We start from the raw sequence: 21,666 nt of genomic DNA, 5'->3' as shown, positions 1-21,666 counted from the left end.
GGGTGGTGCAGCGGCCGTTAGCAAACGGTGCCAGGGCAAAGGAGACGTCTTGCCGCCGCATGCTTCGCGGCCAACGGAGGGCAAGAGACCGACAGTGTTTTTACAAGAATAAGATCGGCTCAAGGAGGGCTGCAATGGGAGTAACAACGTGGGGTAAAGCGCTTTGCCTAGCGATAGGGGTTTGGTTTTCTTCCGGTACGATTGCCGCCAACGCTTTCGTCAAAGCGGCGGACAATGAGAAGGAAGGAGGGGCGGCCTCGGTGTGTGCTCAGCAAGCGTTGGCTTCGCTTGCTGAGCCCTTCGGAACGGCCTTGGCTACTCTCCCCGTCGATGTGCCGCAAGGCGAGGTGAAGGCGGTCGTTTACCGTCACCGCGGTCAAGAGCGGCGCCTGCATGTTTACACTCCGCCTGAGTATAGCGAGGCCGGCAGTGCGCGTTATCCGGTCCTTTATCTGTTGCATGGTGCAGGCCAGGACGATGCGAGTTGGAGCAGCCCTAACCCCGTATGGGGCGGTAGTGTCGCTGCCATCCTCGATGGTTTGCTTGCCAAGGGCGCCGTCGAGCGCATGATTGTGGTGATGCCCGATACCGGCCATTGCGCTTCCAGTGCTCCCGTGAGGCCGGGGGAGGAGGATACTTGCACCCAATTGTTTACGGAAGCGATTATTCCTTATATCGAAACGAACTATCACGTCATCGGTGACCGCGATCACCGTGCTATGGCGGGTTTGTCGCAGGGCGGTTTCGTTGTCTTTAATACCGGATTAACCCGCTTGGACTTGTTCAGCCACTTGTTTGTGTTTGGCGCGGGTTGGTTTCCGAGTTCTTTGCCGGCTTTTGAAGTGAATTTCCAGTCAGTCTTGAATAACCCGGATACCAATAAGCAGCTCAATGTGCCGTTGTACATGGCTGCCGCCGAGGATGACATAATGCTGCCTAACGTTCGTAGCACGGTTGAGTTGTTACGGCGGTACGGTATCAAAACGCGGCTGGAGATAGGGGCGGGCGGTCACGACATGAATACGTTCCGGCATTATCTCTATCAGGCTCTGCCGCTGATGTTCCGCAACGCCCAGGGGTGTGCTTCGTCATAGGATTGCGGGTTTTAAGTTTTTCGGCGGCTCGCCGGGGGCGCGGATCTTGTCGCGGTTAAGCGTCAGACTACGCCGGTGCATCGGGGATACGGCCGCGCCCCCTACGAATTGCTAAATCTTTTGTTCCCCTCTGATAACGCTTGCTTGATTGTCGGCTAGTGAAGAGCGTGCCCTGCGGCGCTTGCGCTTCTATCTGCTCTGTGTAAAGGTAGTGAATGAACGTTCATTCCGTTTTTGGTCCGTTATAAACGGTTGGTTCGTAAATGCAGGAGGAGATAAGAGATGAGCGGAGAAAAGATCGAGATCTACGACATCATGGCGTGTAACGTTTACATGGATTTCGAGAACACCGGTTTGCAGAAGGAACAGCATAAGTTTTTGATTTCCTTCTATCCGACCGGAGGTGCTCCGATCCCTGAGTTGGTCGAGAGCATCACGGCTTACGGCCCCGACGGTTACCGGGTAGAGATCGCGAACCAGGTCTTTACGCCGATGAATCGCAACGGCCATATCTACGACCGCACCACCAATGCGCATTGTACATGATCAATCTGGATACAGGTTTCATGGCGCCGGGCGAGTACAGCATTGAAGTTAAGTGCAAGAACGGGCAAACCCGTAGCATGTCGCGTGTGCAGAAAGACGGCCCGACGCAAGCGTTGCTCGGGGCGTACCAGAAGGTACGGGACGATATTTACCGCTCTTACATCCCCGCCAACGGAGAGCGCTTGCCGCAGAACAGCGGTTGGAAAAATATAAAAGTCAGTTGGCGTCCGTTAAGCGAGTTGGCGGGACAGGACGGATTTTACATTTTCCGTTTGTCGGAAGGGCGCTCGTCGAAGGAGTTCGATACTCAGAATCTTGCCTGGTGGGACAATATCTTCCTCCAGCGAGTCGCGGGCGATGCCGACGCCGGACGTAACAAGAACGGTGTAGTGATTGGCAACGAATTGAAGCCGAACACGTCTTACGTGCACTTCACCGAGATTACCGATAGTAACGCGATGGGCGAGACTAATATTTGTATCTTCCAGCCCCATCAAACCTTTGTTACTGCGGCAACGGTTAGCCAAGCCGATTCTGAGGCTGCCGCGGCTCGATAAGCGTTCCTTCGACCTGCGAGGCGCTGTGGGTTGTTTGGCAGGTCGTTGTGCCGCCAGCGTCAGGGAGAGGCGCTCAGCGAGCGCCTCTCCGCCTCCTCAGTCTTGAATATAGTCGTTAAAGATAACCGAGATCCGGTGCTCGCTAGAGCGAAGATTGGGGACGTTGATCGTTTGCTGCCGATCGCTGCGCCCGCGCGGCGTGCTAATGAGCGTGATTGTACCGTCGGCCGGAGCATAGGCCGGCATGTAGATGTCGGCACCGGTTTGAAACGCCTGTTCGTGGAACCAGGTCAGAATTTCGCCGCTGCTTACCGCCGGTCTTTCCGCCGAGTCGTGTAAATGAATGCCGATATTGCTGTTGCCCATTTCTTCCCGTAGCACGTTGAGTGCCGGCTGGTCGCCCCAGTAGGGGCTGCTTGTGCTGACTTCCAAACGGTCGTTGTTAGCGTTGGAAGCGTTCGTCCACCACTCTTTGTCGCGGGAGACAACCAAGGCGGCATGGTCCGGCCCCAGATGGGTGTTCGCCTCGGCGTCGCCATCGACGGGGGAGGTGTTCAGCCGTACTAAATGCGTGCTGCGGAGGAAAGGCTGACGGAAGAAATGATGGTTCGGCCGTCCCGGTCGAAGCAACTCAAACTCATAGTGCGCGCCCGGCACGAGTGCAACTGGCCCCCAGTTGCCGCTGTCGTCGATCGCGAAGCTGGCGACCGGCGACTCGGCCTCTTCCAACCGATGCCCGGTGTCGCTATCGATCTCCCAGATATTCAGCGTGGAGCCTTCCGCGCCACCGTTGGCGGGGAAATAAAGCGTGCGTCCCGCCACCGTGACTTCGTCGGCTTCCGGCGCAATGTGTGTCCGCTCTGGAGCGACCTCGGTTAAAAACTCGAACTGCCCGGCGAACGAGGCTTCCGAGGTGGCGACTTGGACATGACTTTCATTGCTAAGATAAAGGTTGTAGTCGCCGAGCTGGTCGTTGGGATCGACAAAAATCCCTTTACAGGGAACGTTGCCGGGACAGTTCTGTGTCGAATGGCCGTCGATGCCGACGTACTTGGCCACTTTAGCCCCGCGCCTCGGGTCGCTGACATAGTGTCCGCAGACGGCAGTACCTAGGGAATGGCAGACGAGATAGACCTGGTCGGCTTCGAAGCGACCGAGGATCTCGTCAATAAAACTATCCAGCGCCGCGCTTTGGCCCCGCCGGCGGCGAGGCCGATGGCCGTGAGGCCGTCGGTCGAGTACTCGAAGGCGAGGATTTGCTCCTCCGGATAGCCGTTGCTGGCAAACCGCATGGCTTGGGTTTGGTATTGCGCGGCGGAACCCGCGGTACCGTGCACGAACACGATGGGCTTGACGTTGTCCGGCTCGATCTCGGGCATACTGAGTTCGGGGCCGTCCGAGGGGTTTTCGTCGTCCGGCGAGTTGTTATTGTTCGAGCTGCTACAGCCGGCGACAACCAGCGCTAGTGCAACGCCGAGAGACAGTGCGTTGAGTCGGCGAGAGACATTTAGGGTTTGGGTAGGCCTGAACATGCGACTCCTCCGTGAGCTACGTCAATGGTCCGAAGCGGAACTCCGGTTGGGCTACGAATAAAGCTGAATCAAGGGAGTAGAGCCAAGCGCAGGCACGCGCCCGCGCATGCTATCGCATGCGCGGGACGGCGATGGCTGAGAGTCGTTGGCTTGCCTGAGCTTAGCGAATCTTCTTCTTCAGGAAGAATATGGGCACGGCAGGGGGGCTAGAGAAGGGGGGCTCCCAGTCGCCATCGGGTCGGTGTCGTGTCGGCGCGGTTTACTCGGCGAGTTTGAGTACGGGAGTGATGATGTCGTTCATCGTGATGATGCCTTCCAGCTCGTTGTCGCGCAGGACGATAATGCGCCGCACATCTTGCGTAATCATCAGGCGCGCCACGTGTTTGACATCCATTTCGGCGTAGACCGAAATGACCGGCTTGGCGCACACATCGTAGACGTTGATCAGATCGATATCGCCGTCTTCCGAGACGATCGTTCGCAGAATAGTGGTGTAGGTAAGAATCCCGTAGGCGTCATGCGGGTCGCGTTTGTCTACGACCAGTGATTTCACATTGCAATCGCGCATCTTACGCATGGCTTCTCGGATGGTGGCGAAAGGCGAGATGGTGGCCACCTCGCTTTGCATGATGTCTTTGACCAGCATGAGGATTCTCCCGTTAAGGAGATACTTATACAGTATCTCTTTAAATTTTATCCTTGAGTTGAGTTTCGAAGTGTTCGATTTGGGCGACGTCGATCCCGGCGATATGCTCAAGCGGAAGCGTAAACACGACGCCTTTACTGTGTTTGTCGAGCTCCAAGTCCTGCGTTAAGCGTTTTAGCACTGTTACCGAGAGTTTTTTCTCCAGCACGAAAAGCAGCACCGACTGGCTGCCCTCGTAGGTAATGCCGAAGAAGCTTTTCTTCTCGCGTGTGCCGATGCCGCGCGCGTCGAGGATGGTAACCCCGCCGGCGCCTGCGGCCTTGGCGGACTCGATGGCTTTTTCTTCCAGATCATCAGCCAAAATGGCTACTAATGCTGCAAATTTCATGAGTTGACTCCCTTTCTACGGGCAACAAGCTCGCCAGCGATGGCGTATAACATGACCGTAACGATGGGGAAAATCGAGGCGAAGGCGATTAGCCCAAAGCCGTCAATTAATACGTTGCGCCCTTCGATATGCGTAGCTAGTCCAATACCGAGTGCTGTCACTAGCGGTACGGTAACCTCGGAGGTTGTAACGCCGCCGAGGTCGAACGCCAGTGGCACGATGTATTTGGGCGCGAGCCAGGTGAGCAGGATGACGAGGGCGTAAGACGCCATGATGTAATAGTGTATGGGGTCGCCCGCGATGATGCGGTGAACGCCGACGGTGATGCCGACGGCGACACCCAACGCGACCAAAATGCGAATCACATTGCCGTTCAGGCGGCCTTTGCCGGCTTCTTCGGCTTTGTGGCCGATGGCAATCAGCGCGGGTTCCGCCATCGTGGTGGCAAAGCCGATACTGAAGGCGAATAAATATAAAAACAGGACGCCATCTAACTCGATCAGCTGTTCGGCCATTCGCTCGCCGATGGGGAAAAGGCCCAATTTCAATCCGACGACAAAGGCATAAAGGCCAACGATTACGAGCAGAAAACCGATGGCGACTTTATGGAAATGTGCGATCGGTTTGCGAATGACGAGATATTGAAAGATCAGTACGACCGCGATGATCGGTAGAACGTCTCTGACCATGGCGAGTAGCTCGGCGACAATGCCAAGCAAAATGCCACCGCCGCTGGGGCCGATAGCCGTCTCGTCGATTTCGCCCAGCATGGCTGCACCGTTTTCGACTCCTCCGGTGTCGCCGAAGCTATAGACGACGATCCCATACAGCTGTACGGAGATCATGGGCACCATTACTGCGAGTGCCACGAGACCAAAACCGTGCGACAAGGCGTTGCGCCCTTGCAGCGAAGAGGCCAAACCGATACCTAGAGCGGCAACCAGCGGGACCGTGACGATGTTCGTTGTGACGCCGCCGGAATCGTAAGCCAGTCCGACGATCTCTTCCGGTGCGAAAAAAGTGACGATCACGACGAGTATGTAGCCGACGATCATGTACCAGTGCAGATCTTGCCCTAGGACGGTTCTGACGATGCCTAGGGCAACTACGGAGCCGACCGACAACGCAACCAGGATGCGTAAGGTTAGTGCATTGATGCGGCCTTCGCTGATAATTTCGGCTTGGCTGGCTACGGCAATCAAGGCCGGCTCGGCGATGACGGCCGCAAAGCCCAGGCTGAAACCAAATGCCATCAGCCAAGGCAAAGAGCCTTTGCGTGCGAACTCGTTGGAGAGGTTTTTACCGATGGGAAAGATGCCCAGCTCCAGCCCTTGTAGAAACAAGGCAACGCCGAGCACGACGATCAGTAATCCGACAAGGATCGACAGCAAGCCATCGGGAACTTGCTGCATAACGGCAAACTGAAAAAACCGACGACCGCGATAATCGGCAGCAGGTTGCGAAACGAGTGCTTGAGGAGTCCGTAGAATTCCTTGAGCTGGGTCACTAAAGAGGCCTTGTCGGTAATGCTCGCGCAGAGCGATGGCACAATCGGAACGGGTGTTGTGTCCGATTATATCGGCAGCTCGCCGTTATTCTTAGGTGCCGAGTTTACCTGTTGCCGAGGAGCGGTCGCAACGCAAGCATGCGGATGCGGCAGTTAGCAGGCGCCTGTTGGCGCAGTCGATCGGGAACCGCGTGGTCTCGCCGCCTATTCCTGTCAGGCGGCCGAATTGGCGCTTGTTTCTTAATCGGCGGCGAGCGATTATTCGTAAGGTGCCATACGCTTATACAAGTGCAAGGAATAGAAGATGCAGATCTCGACCATCGTGATACTCGTGTTACTGGCGGCACTGGTATTTTATCTTATCGCCATCTATAACCGCCTGGTCGCCCTTAAGAACCGCTACAAGAACGCGTTTGCTCAGATCGAAGTACAGCTTAAGCGCCGTTATGACCTGATCCCGAATCTGGTGGAAACCGCTAAGGCGTACTTAAAGCACGAGCGGGAGACTTTAGAAGCCGTGGTCGAGGCGCGTAACTCGGCGTTGGCGGGTTTGAAGGCGGCAGCCGCCGATCCGGGGAATGCCGATGCCATGCGCCAACTTGCCGGCGCCGAGGGGGCTTTAGGCGGTGCCCTGGGACGCTTGAACGTGGTGGTCGAGGCCTATCCGGATTTGAAAGCGTCGCAGAACATGCAACAGCTTTCGGAAGAGCTAACGAGCACCGAGAACAGGGTGGCTTTTGCTCGGCAGGCGTTCAACGATGCGGTGATGACCTATAACACCTATAAGCAGAGCTTTCCGCCGGTATTGCTTGCCAACACCTTCGGGCACGGGCCGGATGCGGCGCTGCTGGAGTTTGCCGACAGCGCGGAAATTCAGGCTGCGCCTAAGGTGTCGTTCGGTAACTGAGCAAGGCTTATGCCATGAATTTCTTCGAAGAACAGGACCGGGCTCGGCGTAATACGCTACGACTTGTCACGTTATTGATTTTGGCTGTGGCAAGCCTGATTGCGCTGACGGTGTTCGCGATTGCCGCCTTGCTGGCCGTGACCGACGAGACGGGCGAGCAAGGCTTATTGGCCCAACTCGACCCTGGGCTGGTAGCCGGCATAGCGGCGGTGATTATCGGCGTGGTGTTGATCGGTACGTGGTATAAATGGTCGCAACTGCGGCATGGCGGCGCTGCGGTTGCCGAAATGCTGGGCGGCCGCTTGATCAACAGCAACACGCAAGATGCCGCCGAGCGGCGTGCGTTGAATGTCGTCGAGGAAATGGCCATCGCCTCCGGCATGTCGGTGCCGCCGGTTTATGTCTTGGAAGACGAGGCAATCAACGCCTTTGCGGCCGGTCATACGCCGCAGGATGCCGTCATCGGCGTCACGCGCGGGTGTATCCGCTTGTTGTCGCGTAACGAATTGCAAGGCGTGATCGCACACGAGTTCAGCCATATTTTTCATGGCGATATGCGACTGAACCTCCGCCTGGTGGCCTTACTGCACGGCATTCTTGTGATCGGCTTAGTAGGGCGGGAGGTGTTATATAGCATGCGCTATAGCGGCCGCTCGGCATCGCGCAATAGCAATAATAACAATGGCGCCGCTGCGCTTTTGGCGATTGGTGCGGGGCTGGTGGTGGTTGGCTATGCCGGCACGTTTTTCGGCAACATAATCAAGTCGGCGGTTAGCCGGCAACGCGAGTTTCTGGCGGATGCCTCGGCCGTGCAGTTTACGCGCGATCCTAGCGGCATCGGCGGCGCTTTGAAGAAAATCGGTAGTCACTTGCCTGGTGCTCGGTTACAGGCGCATTCGGCATCCGAGTTCAGCCATATGTATTTCGGCGAAGGCGTCAAGGCCGGCTTTAGTTCCCTGTTCGCCACGCATCCGCCTTTGGAAGCCCGTATTCGGCGGGTTGAGCCGGGCTGGGACGGCCGCTATCCGCGGGTTGCTCCGGTGGCGTTCGAAGCCGAAGCCGCGGTAAGCGAAGAGGGCGGTCGTCGCGGGCGTTTCGCAGTCGGCGGGCCGGTGTTGGCTGCCGCTGTTGACGCGGCTATCGCCTCGGTAGGGCAGCCGCAACGCGGCCACCTGGACTATGCACGCGATACTTTGGCAGCCTTAGACCCTCAGTTGCGGGAAGCCGCGCACGATTTATATTCCTCGCGCCTCGTGTTGTACGGCATTTTGCTAAGCCGCGATGTCGTGACCCGCCGTCAGCAGCTGTTGGCCTTGGAACGGGTCGGGGCGGATTTGCCCGACGCGGTGAGTGTGCTTATGCCCAAGCTCGATGCCATGGATGCACGTTTTCGTTTGCCGCTGATCGAGTTGGCCTTGCCGATGATCAAGCAGTTATCGGCCATGCAACACGGGCAGTTTATCGATGGCTTGAACGCGATTATCGACGTCGAGGGCGGCGTTGACATGATGGAGTGGGCCTTATCGAGAATCGTTCTATACGATTGCCTGGCGCCTCCGGCGGGGACGCCTCGGGTTCGTCTGGCCGAGTGTGTCGAGGAGGTGGTTACCCTGCTTTCTGCCTTGGCAAGAGCGGGGCATGTTGCGGAAGCGGATGCCGAAGCGGCTTTCAATGCCGCTGCGGCGACCTTACCCTTCGCGGTTCCAGGCCTGTTAGCCGCGCATGCCGCTAACACGCAGGCCTTGGATAAAGCCGTGGGCAAGCTCAGCCGATTGAAGCCGCTGGAGAAGCCGATGTTGCTGAAGTCCATGGCGGCCAGCGTCGAACACGCGGGAGAGATCACGCCGGTCGAAATGGAGCTGTTCCGAGCCGTGGCCGATGCGATCGACTGTCCGATGCCACCGTTGTTAGCCGATGAGTCATAGCATCAAAGAGCGTCGCTGAACCGGTAAATCGAAAGGCGAAGGCGTACTCGTGTCGGGAGAGCGGCTGCCGGCCAAGCCGCATACACTTTTATGGCGCCATATCGTTGGTGCGGTAGGCTCCATTGCTGGGGGCGATAGGTGCTGCCCAGCGCTCGTGGGCGGTGAAAAGAACGTCAACCACGGTATGCGCGTGCACATTACGTACTGCGGCATCGACGTCGTGACGTATCCGGTCCAGTTGTTCGAGCCCTTCAAGGGGGAAGCGTTTGTTTAGCACCACGTGCACGATGACGTACAAAGTACGCCCGGGGCGGACCATCCGAGTGTAGATTCGCTCCGTGGGGAGCCCTGCCAAAGCCTTTTCGATAGCGTGCGTGACCGGTTTTGCAACGCTGTCGGGCGGTGTTTTGTTTAGCAGCTCGGTAAACGCGCGCCCTGCCATACGGATGGGAACGCCAATGCACACCAGTACCACAAACCCGACCAGCACCGGGTCTACGTAAGGCACTGCCATATCCCACTCCAGTGCCTCGATGAGCGGAACAAGGCAGAAAGTCAGCAACACGGCGGCAGAGATAATGCTGTTGACCACCCAGTTCTCGCAGTCGGCCTGTAGCAGCGGACTGTCGATGCGCTTGCGGGCAAAGTGTAGCGAGAGGGCGGTCAGCGTGCAGGTAAAGGTCGCGAACATGGCATAGCCGACGGCAAGGCCGACCGCAATCGCGCGGCCGCCGGTCAACAGCGCAGCCAGCGAGTCGAATAGCGCAATCACCGAAATGCCCAGAATGAGTAACCCTTTGCCGGCATTAACCAGCGACTCAAAGTAACCGTATCCGAACGGGTACTGATCGTCGTCGGGTCGGTGCACCATTCGCAACACCTTGAACGTGACGAGGGTAGTCGCGAAATAGCAAAGGTTGAACAGACCGTCGAGCAGGATCGCTTGCGAGTTCGACAGCAGCGCGAAAGAAACGCCAACAATCCCTACGGTTAAAGCAGCGGCCGCGGATAGTCTGAGTCCGCCGAGCTCGGTTTTTATCAGGGGCATCGGTTGGGCGTCTCTGCTGTGAAGGCAAGCGGGTCGAAGTTTATCAAAGTTGAGTAGCGGCTGCCGCCGGCAGCCACTGTGTTATCGCCAATCTGTCGTGTTTACTTACGTTCGTAAGTTCCCACTAAACGATTCATGCCGATGACCTTGGACTCGATCTTACCGAGGAATTCCCACAGGCTGAGGCCTTCGGCCAGGTTCGGCTCGTCGTTAAGGGCGATGACCCAGAAATAGTAGCGGTGTCGGCCGTGCCCTTGCGGGGGCATGGGGCCGCCGTAGCCGATGTTACCGAAATCGTTTTTGCCGGCGGTGAAGTCTTTGACGCCTTCCGCCAGTTCGCTGACATTGCCGGGAATGTTGTACAGCACCCAGTGGACGAATCCATAGGTGCCGTTCGGCGAAATTAGCGGGGCGTCTGGGTCATGGCAAATGACGGCGAACGATTTGGTACCTTCCGGCGGGTTGTGCCAAGTAAGTGCCGGGGAAACGTCCTCGCCGTCGCCGGCGAACTTGGTCGGGATGGCGCCGTCTTGTTCGAAGGCCGAACTACGCAACTGCATCGTCGATAAAGCAAAACCCATGAATCCCTCCTTATTCTTAGCGATTCGCCAACGCAATGTCGGCGGTTTGTTGGATGCGATGACCGAGGAGCGGTGTACGGCCGCAGCACGATTTCCGTCAGCCTCTTACCGCAGATAGGCTGCCAATATCGATGGGGCTTGGCAATAGGAAGGCGTGTTAGTCGATTAACCAGGTTAGTACGCCGGCGGCAACGGCCAACAGCGCGAGCAGGATCAGTAGCGGCACTCGCCCACCCGGGCGCTCGGGTTGCTGCCACTCTTGCTCCTTTGCGCTGTGTGCGATGTCCTCCGGCGGCGTTCGGCTGCCGCCGGCTTCTTCGTCGGTGCCTAACGGGCTTACGGCAGGGTCTGGGAAATCGACCTTATCGCCGCATCGGTTGCGGTCGATACGATCCCGTAGTTGATCCCAGTTCATGCGTTCGTTGTTTCCCATAGTCCTCTTTCAGATGGGGGTGGAAAACGAAACTTTTAATAGGCATTGATTATGGCTTTGGCAATATTAATCGAGGTCTTGTTTTATCGATGCCGACCGCTAACACCCACCACAACATGCCCCCTCCGGGGAGGGGGCACTTTATGTGCTATTTCGAGCCTTCCACTACACTAACGACCCACCCCAGGCGCCCGTTGCTACCGCGTTCGGTCCAGAACACTGCAGCGCCTGTGTCGACGGGAAGCGCAAGCGGTAAGCGTGCTTGCGGACGGTCGCTGAGTCGCAGCGCTCGGCTGAAGCGGTCGTTCTCGATCCAAGCGACATAAATACCGGCGGCGGCGCCATTTTGGTCCCATACGGCGGTAAGCCCGCCGCCGCCGCGAAGGCTTAAGTCGGGGTTGCCGGCTTCCTTGGCGGCCACGCGCGCTTGTTCCTGCCAGCCGGTGCCGTCCGGTTTGCCACGGGTGTAATGCACGCCCTGGTATGCCTCCGAGCCGGTCCAGACTAAAGCGTGCAGTGCGTCATCGCTGGCGACCAGCCCGCCGCCGACATGCGGACAACCGTTGATGTCCCAGCCGAAGGCGCCGACGGCCGCGGTCGTCCGCCAATTGCCGTCGTGGGGCTGAACCGCTAGGTGCATATCGCGCGGCGCTATGCCGCGATAGAGGACATAGTGGTGGCGCTCGCCGTGGGCTAGCGTATTCCAACAGCATTGGCAGGTGATCGACTCGATGGTCGTTACCGCCGACCAGTCGAGTCCATCCTTGCTATGAGCGTGGTGGAGACCTTGTTGGCCATGCCGATTGTCGAGCCAGGCGAGGTGGAATTCGCCGCCCGAGGTTGCGCTCAGGGCGAAGAAGCCGTGGCTTGGGGCAGCGCTCGTCGTCGCTGGCGGTTCGGCGGCATGCCAGGTTTGGCCGCCGTCGCTGGAGCGCGCCAATACCATGGGGCCGCTGCCTCGGAAGCCTTCGCCCTGGGTTTGCCAGACGACAACAAGGCTCTCGTCATGGGCGGCGATCCGAATATCGTTACTGCGACTGGATCGGTCCGGCGGCGCCTGCTCGGTGTCGATGGCGACCGGATCGCTCCAGGTGCGGCCGTCCCGGCTGCGGCTGTGGAAAGCCTGCGGCGGGTCGTGAGCCTCCACCCAAACGACGTGTAGGTAATCCTTGCTACGAGCTACGCCTAAACTGACCACATCTTGCTCGCCGGTATAGGAGAACCGCGTGGATTCCTCAGGCGCCGGCTTCCCGCAGCCGGTAAGCGCGATACTCACGATGAGCAAAATAAGCGACATCCTTACCATTGCCATTCGACACCTCCATACACGGCTCTTGGGGCGCCGGGGTTATACAGACCGCGGCTCTCTTCGGCGACGGCAACAACGCCGGTGCTGGCCACATGCTGGCGGTTGGTGAGGTTGCGAGCATCGAGGAAGACGCGCAAGTGCCGGTCGATCTGATAACCGGCACTGGCTCCCCATAGCGCGTAGCCGCTGACTTCCGTGCTGTTAGCGAAATCGACCGGATAGCCGCTAACGGCTTCCAGCGAGGGGCCGACATAGAAGCCGTTAGCGTGTCGGTAGCGCACCTCCAGGCGCGCGCGTTGCTTGGGAACGCCAGGCAGGCGGTTGTCGCCCCATTGGGCATCGTCGTCGAACTTGAAGCGGTTGTAGGTCCAGCTGCCGAACAGATCGAGGTTATGCCGCTCGGTTAACGGGAGTTCGAGCGCCAGGCCCACTTCTAGCCCTTGGTGAAAAGTACGTTCGGCATTGCCGGCGGCTGACTCGTCCGGGAGGTCCGGGTGCTGAAAGATGAGGATTTCGTCTCGCAAACGGGCGTGGTAGGCAACGGCTTCCCAGCGCAGCTGCTGCCCCGTGCCGCGTAAGCCTAGCTCAAGCGTATCGGCTCGTTGGGCGTCTAACGTTTCGTCATCCAGGCCCATCAGTTCGCCGGTGATTGGCGGCTCGACGCTGCGGCTGATATTGCCGAATAGCTGTAGCTGAGGGTGAAGCTGCCGAATCAGCCCGATGCGGGGACTAAAGTCTTGATAATACTCGCGCGCATCGGGGCCGGTGCCGGCGGTTACCTCCACCTCGCGAAGCGCCCACAGCCATTGGGTGCCGACAACCAGCTCGGTGTTTTGGCCTAGCGCCAGTTCGTTAAGCGCGTAAAGCTCGGTGGTGGCGGCCGTGTAGTCGCGGTTTAGGGCTTCGCCCGAACCGCGAGGGACTCGCTCGGTAGTGTCAATGCCCGCCACCGCCAACCCTCCCCAGGTGAAGCGGTTTTCGCGGCCGCGCCAGTCGCCGCTCAGCGTGTGCCGGAAGCTTAACCCCGCATCTTGCTGATCGCCTTCGACCTCGGCGTGGCTGACGGGGTGATCCATTTGTAAGTCTTGCACGAACGCGCCCAGTTGGAGCGAATTACCGCTGCGAAGCCGGCGTTGCTGTTGCGCCGAGAGGCGGAGCAGGCGCAGATCGCGGGCTGCATCGATCTCAACATTTCTTGCAACGGCTTGGCGCGGATTGTCTCGATACTGCCGATAAGTCAGGGAGCCGGGAAGCTGTAGTTCGCTCGACTGAGCCTCAAGATGGATGCGCGTTTCGGCGTGTTGCCCATGGCTTAGCCCGACGTTGCCGTAGAAACGCAACGCCGTTTGTTCGGATTGCTCTCGAAAACCGTCTTGATGGCTGTAGGTAAAACTTGCTAAGGCATCGTGTCCCCCCTCGCCGAGCCAAGCGGCGGTTCCCTGCAAGCGTCGATAGTCGAAGCGTCCGGTCTCGCCGCGTAAGCGTAGGGCTGGGCTGTTATGCGCGGTGGGAGACACGAGATTGATAGCGCCACCCAGTGTTGCGGCACCCATGCCTAGCGCGTTGGCGCCTCGATAGACTTCGATATGGCTCGCCGTGAGCGGGTCGATCAATTGGGTGCGGGTATTGCCGTCGGCTTCGGTAACCGGCAAGCCATCCCGTAACAGCCTTATGCCGCGGGTGTTGAAGTTACGCGACAGCCCGGAGCCGCGAATCGATAAGCGGATTTCGTCTTGTCCGTAGCGACTTTTCGCATACACCCCCGGTGCGTTTTTAAGGGCATCTTCCAGGTTGGCCGAGCGGCCTTCGCGTAACTGCTTCTCGTCGACGACGGTGGTGCCGCCGGGAATCCGTCGCAGGGCCTCCTCGGCCTTTGTGGCGGGCGCGAACGGCATGAATCGTTCTTCAATACGTAAGGTTTCCAGTCGGGTCGCTGTTTCCGCGTGGCTGACGAGCGGCAAGGCGCACGCTGCCAGCGCCAGAGCGGAACTCGCCCGACGTGTATAGGCATTCATCATGGTATCTCCTGAACCAAGTTGCCCCGGCAGAGCCGGGCCTTCGGCAATGTTGTTTAGCTCAGGAGTGCGGGTGGGGCGCGAGTGAGGGGGCGTTCGAAGAGCGACGTGCTATGCCGTTCTATGCAAGGCGGTTGCGAGCGATGGGCAGTTGCTACGGTCGCCGCCGCTGGCCGGACGGTGCCGGGATGTAAGGCGGATATCTGTAGCAGCTTGCAAAGCAGGCACTCGCACTGCATGAGCATGTCGTGATCGATCGCGTCATCGCAATGCTCTTCGGCAGCTGTGTGATGGCCGTGGTGGCCGTGTGCGGTGTGGTGTTCGGTTTCGCTAGAGCCCGCGAATGCCATGGCTAATGCATGCCCGACGGGCATCCAGGCCATGGTAAGCGCCGCTAGCAAAAACAGCAGGCGCATTAATCGATTGTTTCGGGCGTGTCGGTACATCCGCGTCGTTTTGCGTATCGGGCACGAGGGGCTACGGCATTCCTCGGCCAGGTTGTTCTTGACCGTGGAACACGGCAAGTGTGGCGGGAGTTCAAGTAGGAAGATAGTATCAGCTATTGGGAATCTCTCAAATGCGTTGTCACCGCATCGATAAGGCTTGTTCGGCGAACTCCTCCACCGGCGAGGGGCGGCCGAACAAATAGCCTTGATAGGTCTGGCAACCCATCGGCGCCAGAAACGCCCGTTGTTCCTCGGTCTCTACCCCCTCGGCTACCGCTTTCAGTTGCAGGCTTTGCGCCAAAGCCAGGATGGTTTTGACGATGACGGCGCTATTGGCATCGACCAGTACGTCGCGAACGAAGGTTACGTCGATTTTGAGCGTATCGAAGGGCAGACGCTTGAGGTAGGACAGGGAGGAGTAACCGGTGCCGAAGTCATCCAGCGAGAAGTCGATTCCTAACTGTTTGAGTCGATGCATTTTGGCGATGACGTCGTCGACGTCGGCCATCAGCAGGCTTTCGGTTAGCTCTAAGGTCAGTTTTTCCGCAGGTGCGCCGGAGCGCCTGACAATGGCTGTGACTTGATCGACGAAATCCGGTTGTTGAAATTGCCGTACGCTGACGTTGACCGAAACGCTGAGTGCGCCGAAATAGCGATCGTCTTGCCAAGCGGAGAGTTGTTCGCAGGCCGCTTCCATGACCCACAATCCGAGCGGCACGATCAGGCCGGTTTCTTCCGCAAGCGGAATGAATTGCGCGGGGGAGATTAAGCCGCGCTCAGGATGATTCCAGCGAGCCAAGGCCTCCGCGCCAATTATCTTGCCTTGGCTGTCGACCTGCGGTTGATAGTAAAGCTGGAGCTGCGAGGCGCGGATGGCGGTACGCAAATCGGCCTCCAGGCGTACTCGCTCGGCAACGGCGGACTCCATTTCCGCCCGGAAATAGCGCCAATCGTCGCCGCCGGCGTTTTGGGCTTGCGAGAGCGCTAACGTTGCCTGATGCAGTACGGTGTCGGCGTCGTAGTCGGCTTCGTCGGCCAAGGCGACGCCGACGCTGAATGTTGCTCGATGTTCGTAGCCGGATAGGTCGTAGGGCGCGGCAAGCGCCGCTCGCAAACTGCTGACGCGTTGGTTGATCTGTAATAAGGCTTCGTTCTTGGTGCGGGGGAGGTGCTTGGCCAGGATCGCGAATTCGTTCCCGGCAAGGCGCGCCAGGCTCTCTTCCGGCAAGCCGAGGTGGCGTAAGCGATCGGCCACAGCAGCGAGTAGCTCGTCCCCCTTCTTCAGGCCCAGGGTGTCGTTTAACGCTTTGAAATTGTCGATATCGAACAGAATCAACGCCCCCAAACGGCGCTGGCTTGCGGCCTTGGGCAGTAAGACGGCCAAGCGCTCTTGCAGTAAACGCCGGTTGGGTAAACGGGTGAGTGAGTCGTAGTAGGCGAGGCGACGTATCTTTCGTTGCGCCGTATGCTGTTGACTGAGGTCGGTCAGCATGGCGACGTAACGACGATCTTCGCGCTCGCCGCGGGTTACGGCGCTGACGACAAGGCGGGCAGGAAACAGTTTGCCGCTCTTTTGCTTAGCATGCACTTCGCCTTCCCAATAGCCGGTACTCTGCAAGCTAAGCCGAACCTTTTCGGCCAGGGGCTGCCCTTCCGCGGTGAGGTGAATATCCGCCATCGATTTGCCGACCATAGTGTCCTCGGTACGCCCAAGCATGCGGCCGGCAGCCGGGTTGCACATAATGATGCGGCCTTGGGCGTCGAACAATATCAGGCCGTCGCCGATGGCGCTGACGACTTCCGCTAAGTGTTGGCGCGACATGTCCAAGAGGTGCTGGTTGTGCTGGAGCTGGCGGTCGACGAACGTCATAAGCAGACTGGCGAGCGCGACAAGCATGGCGCCGACGCTTACGCCGTAGGCAAGCCAAGTGCTTGGCGTTTGGTCGACGGTATCGAGAGGTTCAATGAGCGGATAAAGTTCGACGGCCGCCATAGCCGTGTAATGCATACCGCTAACGGCCAACGCTATCAGCGCCGCCACTAAGACATAGCGTAGGTTAAGGCGGCGCCAAGCAGCCAGCTTAACCTCAAGCCGGTGTGCATAAACCGCTGCGATTCCCATGCCTATAGCGACGATGAGCGACGCCGCGAACCAGTCGGGGCGATAGCGCAGTTCAGCTTGAATCTGCATGGCCGCCATGCCGCTGTAATGCATGATACCGATGCCCAGACCAAGCAAGCTGCCGGCGGCGATGTACTGCCAATGGCGAGCGTGGCCTTGCGCAATTAGGTGTAACGCGTAAACGCTGCCGACCACGGCAGGAAGGACGGATGCAAGCGTAAGCGGGACGGCGTAATCCACGGGGAAACCGACTTGATAAGCCAGCATCCCGATAAAGTGCATGCTCCAAACGCCGATTCCGAGGATCGCGGCGCCTAAGGCCAGCCAGAAACCGTAGCCAATTTTACGGTGCGCGCATCTAACGCGTTCGCTGACCGCCAGGGCCGTGTAGGCGGCCAGCAAGGCAATGCAGTAGGACAACAAGACCAAGGTGCTGTTATGGCTCGCCTCTAGAGCCGTGGCATTGGCCTCCGTAACAAACGGGATCATGCAACCGGTTTCCCTCGCCGATTCTTGCTGTTCGTTCTGCGCCGAAACCCGAGTGAGGGCTAAAGGCCTCTTGCCTTCGGCCGTGCTTGCGCCTTGCAAAGGCTTACCTGGGGTTAGCGGCTTCGCCTTCGCGAACTTGAGTCATAACGGCTATTGCCGGGTGCGATAGCGTGCTAGCTCGGACTTGAGACACCGGGGGCGACCGCGTTCGCATAGAAACTGTGACGCAGTCGTGATTCTCTATAACGAATCGATCTAAGGGCGACGTTCAAGTTGCTTAGGGCCCGGCCGTTATTGCAGTGCAGCGAAAACGATAATCGGCTCCCGGCGAGGTTTCGTAGGGATGCTAAACGGTTGGAGACGACCGCGGCCGCGCTCAGGAGATTGGTAAGCCATGTCGGTACTTGCTCGGATTCCGCTGCTTTGGAAAGTGTTGCTGGCGCCTACCGTCAGTGCTGTTTGTTTTCTCGGTTTTCTTGCCTATGCCATGTACGTGTTTGGGCAGAACAATCTGCGGATGGAAGGGCTACGGGATGTTACGTTTCCCGCCTTGGAAGTGGCTACCGAGAATGTGGGGTTGCTTGATCGTCTCACCGAGACATTGCACAACGCGGTTGCGTCCGGAGAGCCGGCGCTTATCGACGATAGCGAGGCTCTTGCCGAGCAGACGCGTGCGAATTGGTCTCGCCTGGCGCAGTTGGACGGGGCGTACGCGCAGCAGGCAAGTGGGTTGCGGCGGAATTTCGATGCTTATTACGAAGCCGCGAGCGAGGTCTCCCAGGCTATGGTGGCAGGGCGGGCACCTGCCGGCGGTGCCATAGAGCGCATGGCGGAACGGCTGGATAGCTATCGGGATGGGCTTAACGCCTTTCGCGCCGATACCCACGACAGTTTCACCAGCGAGGTCGAGCACAGTACGGCGGCCTCTAACCGAGCGCGTGCCGTAGGGGTGCTCATCGCTGTGATTTCCTTAGCCGTTAGTTTGCTCATCGGCTTTGCGGTGGCTTTAGCCGTTAAGCGCAATGTCGATCAAGTAGTCGGCTCTCTACGCGATATTGCGCAGGGCGAAGGGGATTTGCGGCAGCGTATCCGGGTGACCAGTCAGGACGAGATCGGCACCTTGGCGTATTGGTTCAATATCTTCGTCGAAAAGCTTCATTTGGATATTCAGAAATTGCTCCAGTCCGTGCGAGCGTTGAGCAAAACCTCGCGGGATATGAGCGCTATCGTTGCCAATACGGACCGGGCGATTGCCGAAGAAAAGCGCGTTATCGCACAAGTGGCCGAGCAAGCGGCAGGGCTTGGAGAGCAGGTTAATCAGATTGCCTCGTCGCCGCCTCGGCTTCGGAGGCGGCCGGCGATGCTACCGGTTCGGCCGACGAGGGTTTGGCCTATATTAGAAGTACCATAGGACGTTTAACGACTTTGGCGACCACGGTTGACGAGGCGGTAGCGACGCTCAACCAGCTTGAGCAGGACGGCGTGCAAATCAACCTGGTGGTCGATGTAATCGAAGAGGTTTCCGAGCATACCAATTTACTGGCTTTGAACGCCGCGATCGAAGCGGCGCGGGCCGGCGAGCACGGGCGCGGTTTCGCGGTCGTGGCCGACGAAGTCCGCAGCATGGCCGTTCGTACGCAGGAGTCGACCAGCAAGATCCTGCATATCGTCGAAAAGCTTCAGGCGTCTACCCACTCGGTGGCGACCGTCATCGGAAACAGTCAGCAAGAGGCGGAGCGAACCGTTAGCATGGCGGACGATTCGGTCCGGGCTTTGGAGGCGATCACCGCCAAAGTCAGCACGATCAACGACATGAACCACACCATCGCAGCGGCGACCGATCAACAAATGCAGGTATCGCAGCAGATCGATGCCCGTATGCGAGAGTTGGCGGAAATCTCGCAGGGAACTGCCGACCAAAGCGCCAAACTCGCGCGCATTAGCCAGGAAATGGAATCGCTAACCCTAGGCCTGCAGGAAGTGGCGGGCCAATTCAAGGTCTGAGCATCCCGCGCTCAGGCCTCCCCGCAGGAAGCGTTTCATCTAGCTTTTAGTAATTTTCGAGGACTGTTCTGATGCCTAAGCAAAAACTTACGGCGCTGGCTGCGGCTGCGCTCGTGTTGGCTGCGCCTGGCGCGCACGCTAGCGATTGGCTGGATTCTTTCCAGGTGCGTGGTTTCGGTACCGTCGGCTTTACCTACTCCGACGAGAAAGAAGCCGATTTCGTCACCAACTTTTTGAATCAGCCCGGCGGTGCCGGACAGTCGGAGCAGTGGGGGCATAGCGTCGACACCAAATACGGTTTGCAGTTGGACGCCCGTTTTAACGAGCAGTTCTCGGCGGTGGTGCAGGCGATCGTGCAGCAACAGTATGACGACGAGTTCCGTCCGGACATCGAGTGGGCGAATCTGCGTTATCAGGTTAGCAACGATTTTTCCCTGCGCGCCGGTCGTATCGTGGCGCCGACTAACATGCTCTCCGATTCGCGCAATGTTGGCTACGCCCATATCTGGGCACGGCCGCCGATCGAGGTGTATGCCGGTATTCCGTTTACTAACCTCGACGGTGCGGATGCGACCTATCGGACGCGTTTTGCCGGCACGACCGCGACCTTCCAGATTGCCGTAGGCGGCAGCGAAATGACCTACGACAACGGCGGTGCGCTTGTCGAGTCGGAAGTCGAGGGCTTTGCCGTCAACGGTTTGTTCGAGCGGGGCCGTTTGGGCGTGCGGCTGGGGTACACGCAAGTCGATCTGGACGTGCCCGCCATCGAAGCGTGGGGCGATGGGATGCGCGCGATCGCGGGCGATTCCGAAGCGTCGCGTCGCTTCGCGGACCGTTATGCGAGCGAGGGGACCGTTCGTTACTACAGCTTGGGCGCCACCTATGAGCGAGGTAACTGGTTAACCGCTGCGGAGCTGATGTACTCGGAAATGGATGCCTACGCGTTTGCCAACGATACTTCCGGTTACTTGAGCGTAGGGTATCGGATGGGGGCGGTTACCCCCTTCGCGGTCGCCGGTTTCCGCGATAGCGATACGATGCGCATGGCCAATGCCGACGACTACGCGGTGGCTCCGGGGCAAGAAGGTAACCGGGACGACTTAGTCGCTGCGGTTAATCGGTTGGTGGCTATGAGCGACAATAGCCAAACCTCGATAACGCTTGGTGCACGTTGGGATTTTGCGCCGGGTATGGCGCTGAAAGTCCAGGGTATGCACGCGAAAACCGGCAGTAACAGCAGCGGTATCCTCACCAATGCGTCGGATGCTTTCGAACCGGGCAAATCGTACAACCTGTTCACCGCCAACGTCGATTTCGTATTCTAAAGGGGTCGGGTATGCGTATTTTTCCTAAAACCATGATGCGTGCGGCGCTTGCGGCGATGCTACTGCTCGCTGTGGCCGCGGCGAAAGCCGATGTGGTCGTAGTCGTCTCCGCCGACAGCCCGGTGGATTCGTTAACGGCCGCTCAGGTTGGCGACATCTTCCTTGGCCGTACCTCAAGCTTCCCGAGCGGAGGCGAGGTGCTGCCGATCGATCAAGCGGAAGGCTCGGCGGCGCGCGAGGCGTTCTATAACGCTGTGATTGGTCGCAGCCAAGCCCAGATGCGGGCTTATTGGTCGCAGCAAATCTTCACCGGCCGCGGTCAGCCGCCGCGAGCTGTGAGCAATGTGGCGGAGCTGCGTCAGGTCATCGGGGCTAACCCTAGTGTGCTTAGTTATGTGGCCAGCAGCGATGTCGACGATAGCCTGAAAGTCGTTTATACGCCTTAAGTTTGGTGCTGTAGGTGTTGTCAGCCCGTGCCGGTTGTTGGTGCGGGCTGTTTTTGTTGGGGTTGTTTTCTGGGGTGGGTGGTTTGGTGTGGTGCGCTGCGCGCAGTTTGTTTAGAAGGCGGGATCCCGCCCCCGCGCGGCGTCTGGGGCCTGCGCTTAGTCGCTATTGTCTGTAGTGGTGCATAACGCCCTGTTTCGCCCTCCTGGGCGAGTTCCTTTTCTTTGCGTGCCAACAAAAGAAACGAACAAGAAAGGCGACCCGGAGGCGCTGCCCCGCTAACGCGGGGTTCCCTGCGCTTCTCGGTGCTTTCGGGGTTCGCCCGACAGGCCTTTGTCGCTGCGCTAT

The 21,666-nt window shown here is 58.7% G+C and carries 21 protein-coding genes; 9 read left to right on the top strand and 12 right to left on the bottom strand.

The genetic code is table 11. The features are described from left to right. The first annotated feature begins 134 nt into the window (after positions 1-134). The 3 genes from CAI21_RS21155 (at position 135) to CAI21_RS21150 (ending at position 2,197) form a co-directional block, all read left to right on the top strand. A complete protein-coding gene (locus tag CAI21_RS21155) occupies positions 135-1,094 on the top strand; it encodes an alpha/beta hydrolase (protein ID WP_181919571.1) in 960 nt (319 codons plus the stop codon). A 282-nt stretch (positions 1,095-1,376) separates the two neighbouring features. After that, a complete protein-coding gene (locus CAI21_RS24325) occupies positions 1,377-1,640 on the top strand; it encodes a hypothetical protein (protein WP_220348998.1) in 264 nt (87 codons plus the stop codon). Beyond that, positions 1,637-2,197 (top strand): hypothetical protein, encoded by a 561-nt coding sequence (locus tag CAI21_RS21150; RefSeq protein WP_220348996.1) that lies wholly within the window; start codon positions 1,637-1,639, stop codon positions 2,195-2,197. Before CAI21_RS24325 ends, CAI21_RS21150 begins: the two co-directional genes overlap by 4 nt. A 96-nt stretch (positions 2,198-2,293) precedes the next feature. Here CAI21_RS21150 and CAI21_RS21145 read toward each other — a convergent pair whose 3' ends face one another. The 5 genes from CAI21_RS21145 to CAI21_RS21125 form a co-directional block, all read right to left on the bottom strand. After that, complete coding sequence (locus CAI21_RS21145) at positions 2,294-3,256, bottom strand: hypothetical protein (protein WP_116304120.1); 963 nt, start codon at positions 3,254-3,256, stop codon at positions 2,294-2,296. A 50-nt stretch (positions 3,257-3,306) separates the two neighbouring features. Further along, positions 3,307-3,729, bottom strand: coding sequence for a lipase family protein (locus tag CAI21_RS21140; RefSeq protein ID WP_116304119.1), 423 nt, complete (start codon positions 3,727-3,729; stop codon positions 3,307-3,309). Positions 3,730-3,988: 259 nt separating this feature from the next. After that, the gene (locus CAI21_RS21135) at positions 3,989-4,375 is read right to left on the bottom strand and encodes a CBS domain-containing protein (RefSeq protein WP_116304118.1); all 387 of its coding nucleotides are present in this window, start codon (positions 4,373-4,375) and stop codon (positions 3,989-3,991) included. Positions 4,376-4,415: 40 nt separating this feature from the next. Next, on the bottom strand, positions 4,416-4,763 hold the full coding sequence (locus tag CAI21_RS21130; protein ID WP_116304117.1) for a P-II family nitrogen regulator: 348 nt from the start codon (positions 4,761-4,763) through the stop codon (positions 4,416-4,418). Further along, a complete protein-coding gene (locus CAI21_RS21125) occupies positions 4,760-6,175 on the bottom strand; it encodes a DUF1538 domain-containing protein (RefSeq protein WP_404840906.1) in 1,416 nt (471 codons plus the stop codon). The genes CAI21_RS21130 and CAI21_RS21125 overlap by 4 nt, the downstream gene beginning before the upstream one ends. Positions 6,176-6,574: 399 nt before the next feature. On the opposite strand from CAI21_RS21125, the gene CAI21_RS21120 reads away from it, so the two are divergent. Continuing rightward, on the top strand, positions 6,575-7,177 hold the full coding sequence (locus CAI21_RS21120; RefSeq protein WP_116304116.1) for a LemA family protein: 603 nt from the start codon (positions 6,575-6,577) through the stop codon (positions 7,175-7,177). Positions 7,178-7,191: 14 nt separating this feature from the next. After that, positions 7,192-9,102 (top strand): M48 family metallopeptidase, encoded by a 1,911-nt coding sequence (locus CAI21_RS21115; protein ID WP_116304115.1) that lies wholly within the window; start codon positions 7,192-7,194, stop codon positions 9,100-9,102. Positions 9,103-9,190: 88 nt separating this feature from the next. Here CAI21_RS21115 and CAI21_RS21110 read toward each other — a convergent pair whose 3' ends face one another. The 7 genes from CAI21_RS21110 to CAI21_RS21080 form a co-directional block, all read right to left on the bottom strand. Further along, on the bottom strand, positions 9,191-10,150 hold the full coding sequence (locus CAI21_RS21110; protein ID WP_220348993.1) for a cation diffusion facilitator family transporter: 960 nt from the start codon (positions 10,148-10,150) through the stop codon (positions 9,191-9,193). Between the two features lie 101 nt (positions 10,151-10,251). Continuing rightward, entirely contained in the window at positions 10,252-10,731 is a 480-nt protein-coding gene (locus CAI21_RS21105; protein WP_116304114.1) for a YbhB/YbcL family Raf kinase inhibitor-like protein, read from the bottom strand. A 157-nt stretch (positions 10,732-10,888) separates the two neighbouring features. Further along, complete coding sequence (locus CAI21_RS21100) at positions 10,889-11,164, bottom strand: hypothetical protein (RefSeq protein ID WP_116304113.1); 276 nt, start codon at positions 11,162-11,164, stop codon at positions 10,889-10,891. Positions 11,165-11,312: 148 nt separating this feature from the next. Beyond that, positions 11,313-12,476, bottom strand: a complete 1,164-nt coding sequence (locus CAI21_RS21095; protein WP_147305196.1) for a sialidase family protein — start codon at positions 12,474-12,476, stop codon at positions 11,313-11,315. Then, a complete protein-coding gene (locus CAI21_RS21090) occupies positions 12,464-14,491 on the bottom strand; it encodes a TonB-dependent receptor family protein (RefSeq protein WP_116304111.1) in 2,028 nt (675 codons plus the stop codon). The genes CAI21_RS21095 and CAI21_RS21090 overlap by 13 nt, the downstream gene beginning before the upstream one ends. 53 nt (positions 14,492-14,544) lie before the next feature. Beyond that, positions 14,545-14,904: a DUF2946 family protein gene (locus CAI21_RS21085; RefSeq protein WP_116304110.1), complete on the bottom strand. Its 360-nt coding sequence runs from the start codon at positions 14,902-14,904 to the stop codon at positions 14,545-14,547. 169 nt (positions 14,905-15,073) lie between these two features. Beyond that, positions 15,074-17,545 carry an EAL domain-containing protein gene (locus CAI21_RS21080; RefSeq protein ID WP_147305195.1) on the bottom strand — a complete coding sequence of 824 codons (2,472 nt, stop codon included), beginning with the start codon at positions 17,543-17,545 and terminating at the stop codon, positions 15,074-15,076. 394 nt (positions 17,546-17,939) lie between these two features. Here CAI21_RS21080 and CAI21_RS21075 point away from each other — a divergent pair, with 394 nt between their 5' ends. From CAI21_RS21075 to CAI21_RS21060, 4 genes are all read left to right on the top strand, one after another. After that, the gene (locus CAI21_RS21075) at positions 17,940-18,956 is read left to right on the top strand and encodes a HAMP domain-containing protein (protein WP_116304108.1); all 1,017 of its coding nucleotides are present in this window, start codon (positions 17,940-17,942) and stop codon (positions 18,954-18,956) included. A 14-nt stretch (positions 18,957-18,970) separates the two neighbouring features. Beyond that, positions 18,971-19,549 carry a methyl-accepting chemotaxis protein gene (locus CAI21_RS21070; protein ID WP_181919570.1) on the top strand — a complete coding sequence of 193 codons (579 nt, stop codon included), beginning with the start codon at positions 18,971-18,973 and terminating at the stop codon, positions 19,547-19,549. Positions 19,550-19,620: 71 nt separating this feature from the next. Next, complete coding sequence (locus CAI21_RS21065) at positions 19,621-20,874, top strand: hypothetical protein (RefSeq protein ID WP_116304106.1); 1,254 nt, start codon at positions 19,621-19,623, stop codon at positions 20,872-20,874. An 11-nt stretch (positions 20,875-20,885) separates the two neighbouring features. Beyond that, on the top strand, positions 20,886-21,320 hold the full coding sequence (locus CAI21_RS21060) for a type 2 periplasmic-binding domain-containing protein (RefSeq protein ID WP_220348991.1): 435 nt from the start codon (positions 20,886-20,888) through the stop codon (positions 21,318-21,320). The last annotated feature ends 346 nt before the right edge of the window (positions 21,321-21,666 follow it).

Origin of the sequence: Alkalilimnicola ehrlichii (assembly GCF_003399765.1) — a bacterium.
Lineage (GTDB): Bacteria > Pseudomonadota > Gammaproteobacteria > Nitrococcales > AK92 > AK92.
This window is presented reverse-complemented; position numbering and strand designations above follow the sequence as displayed.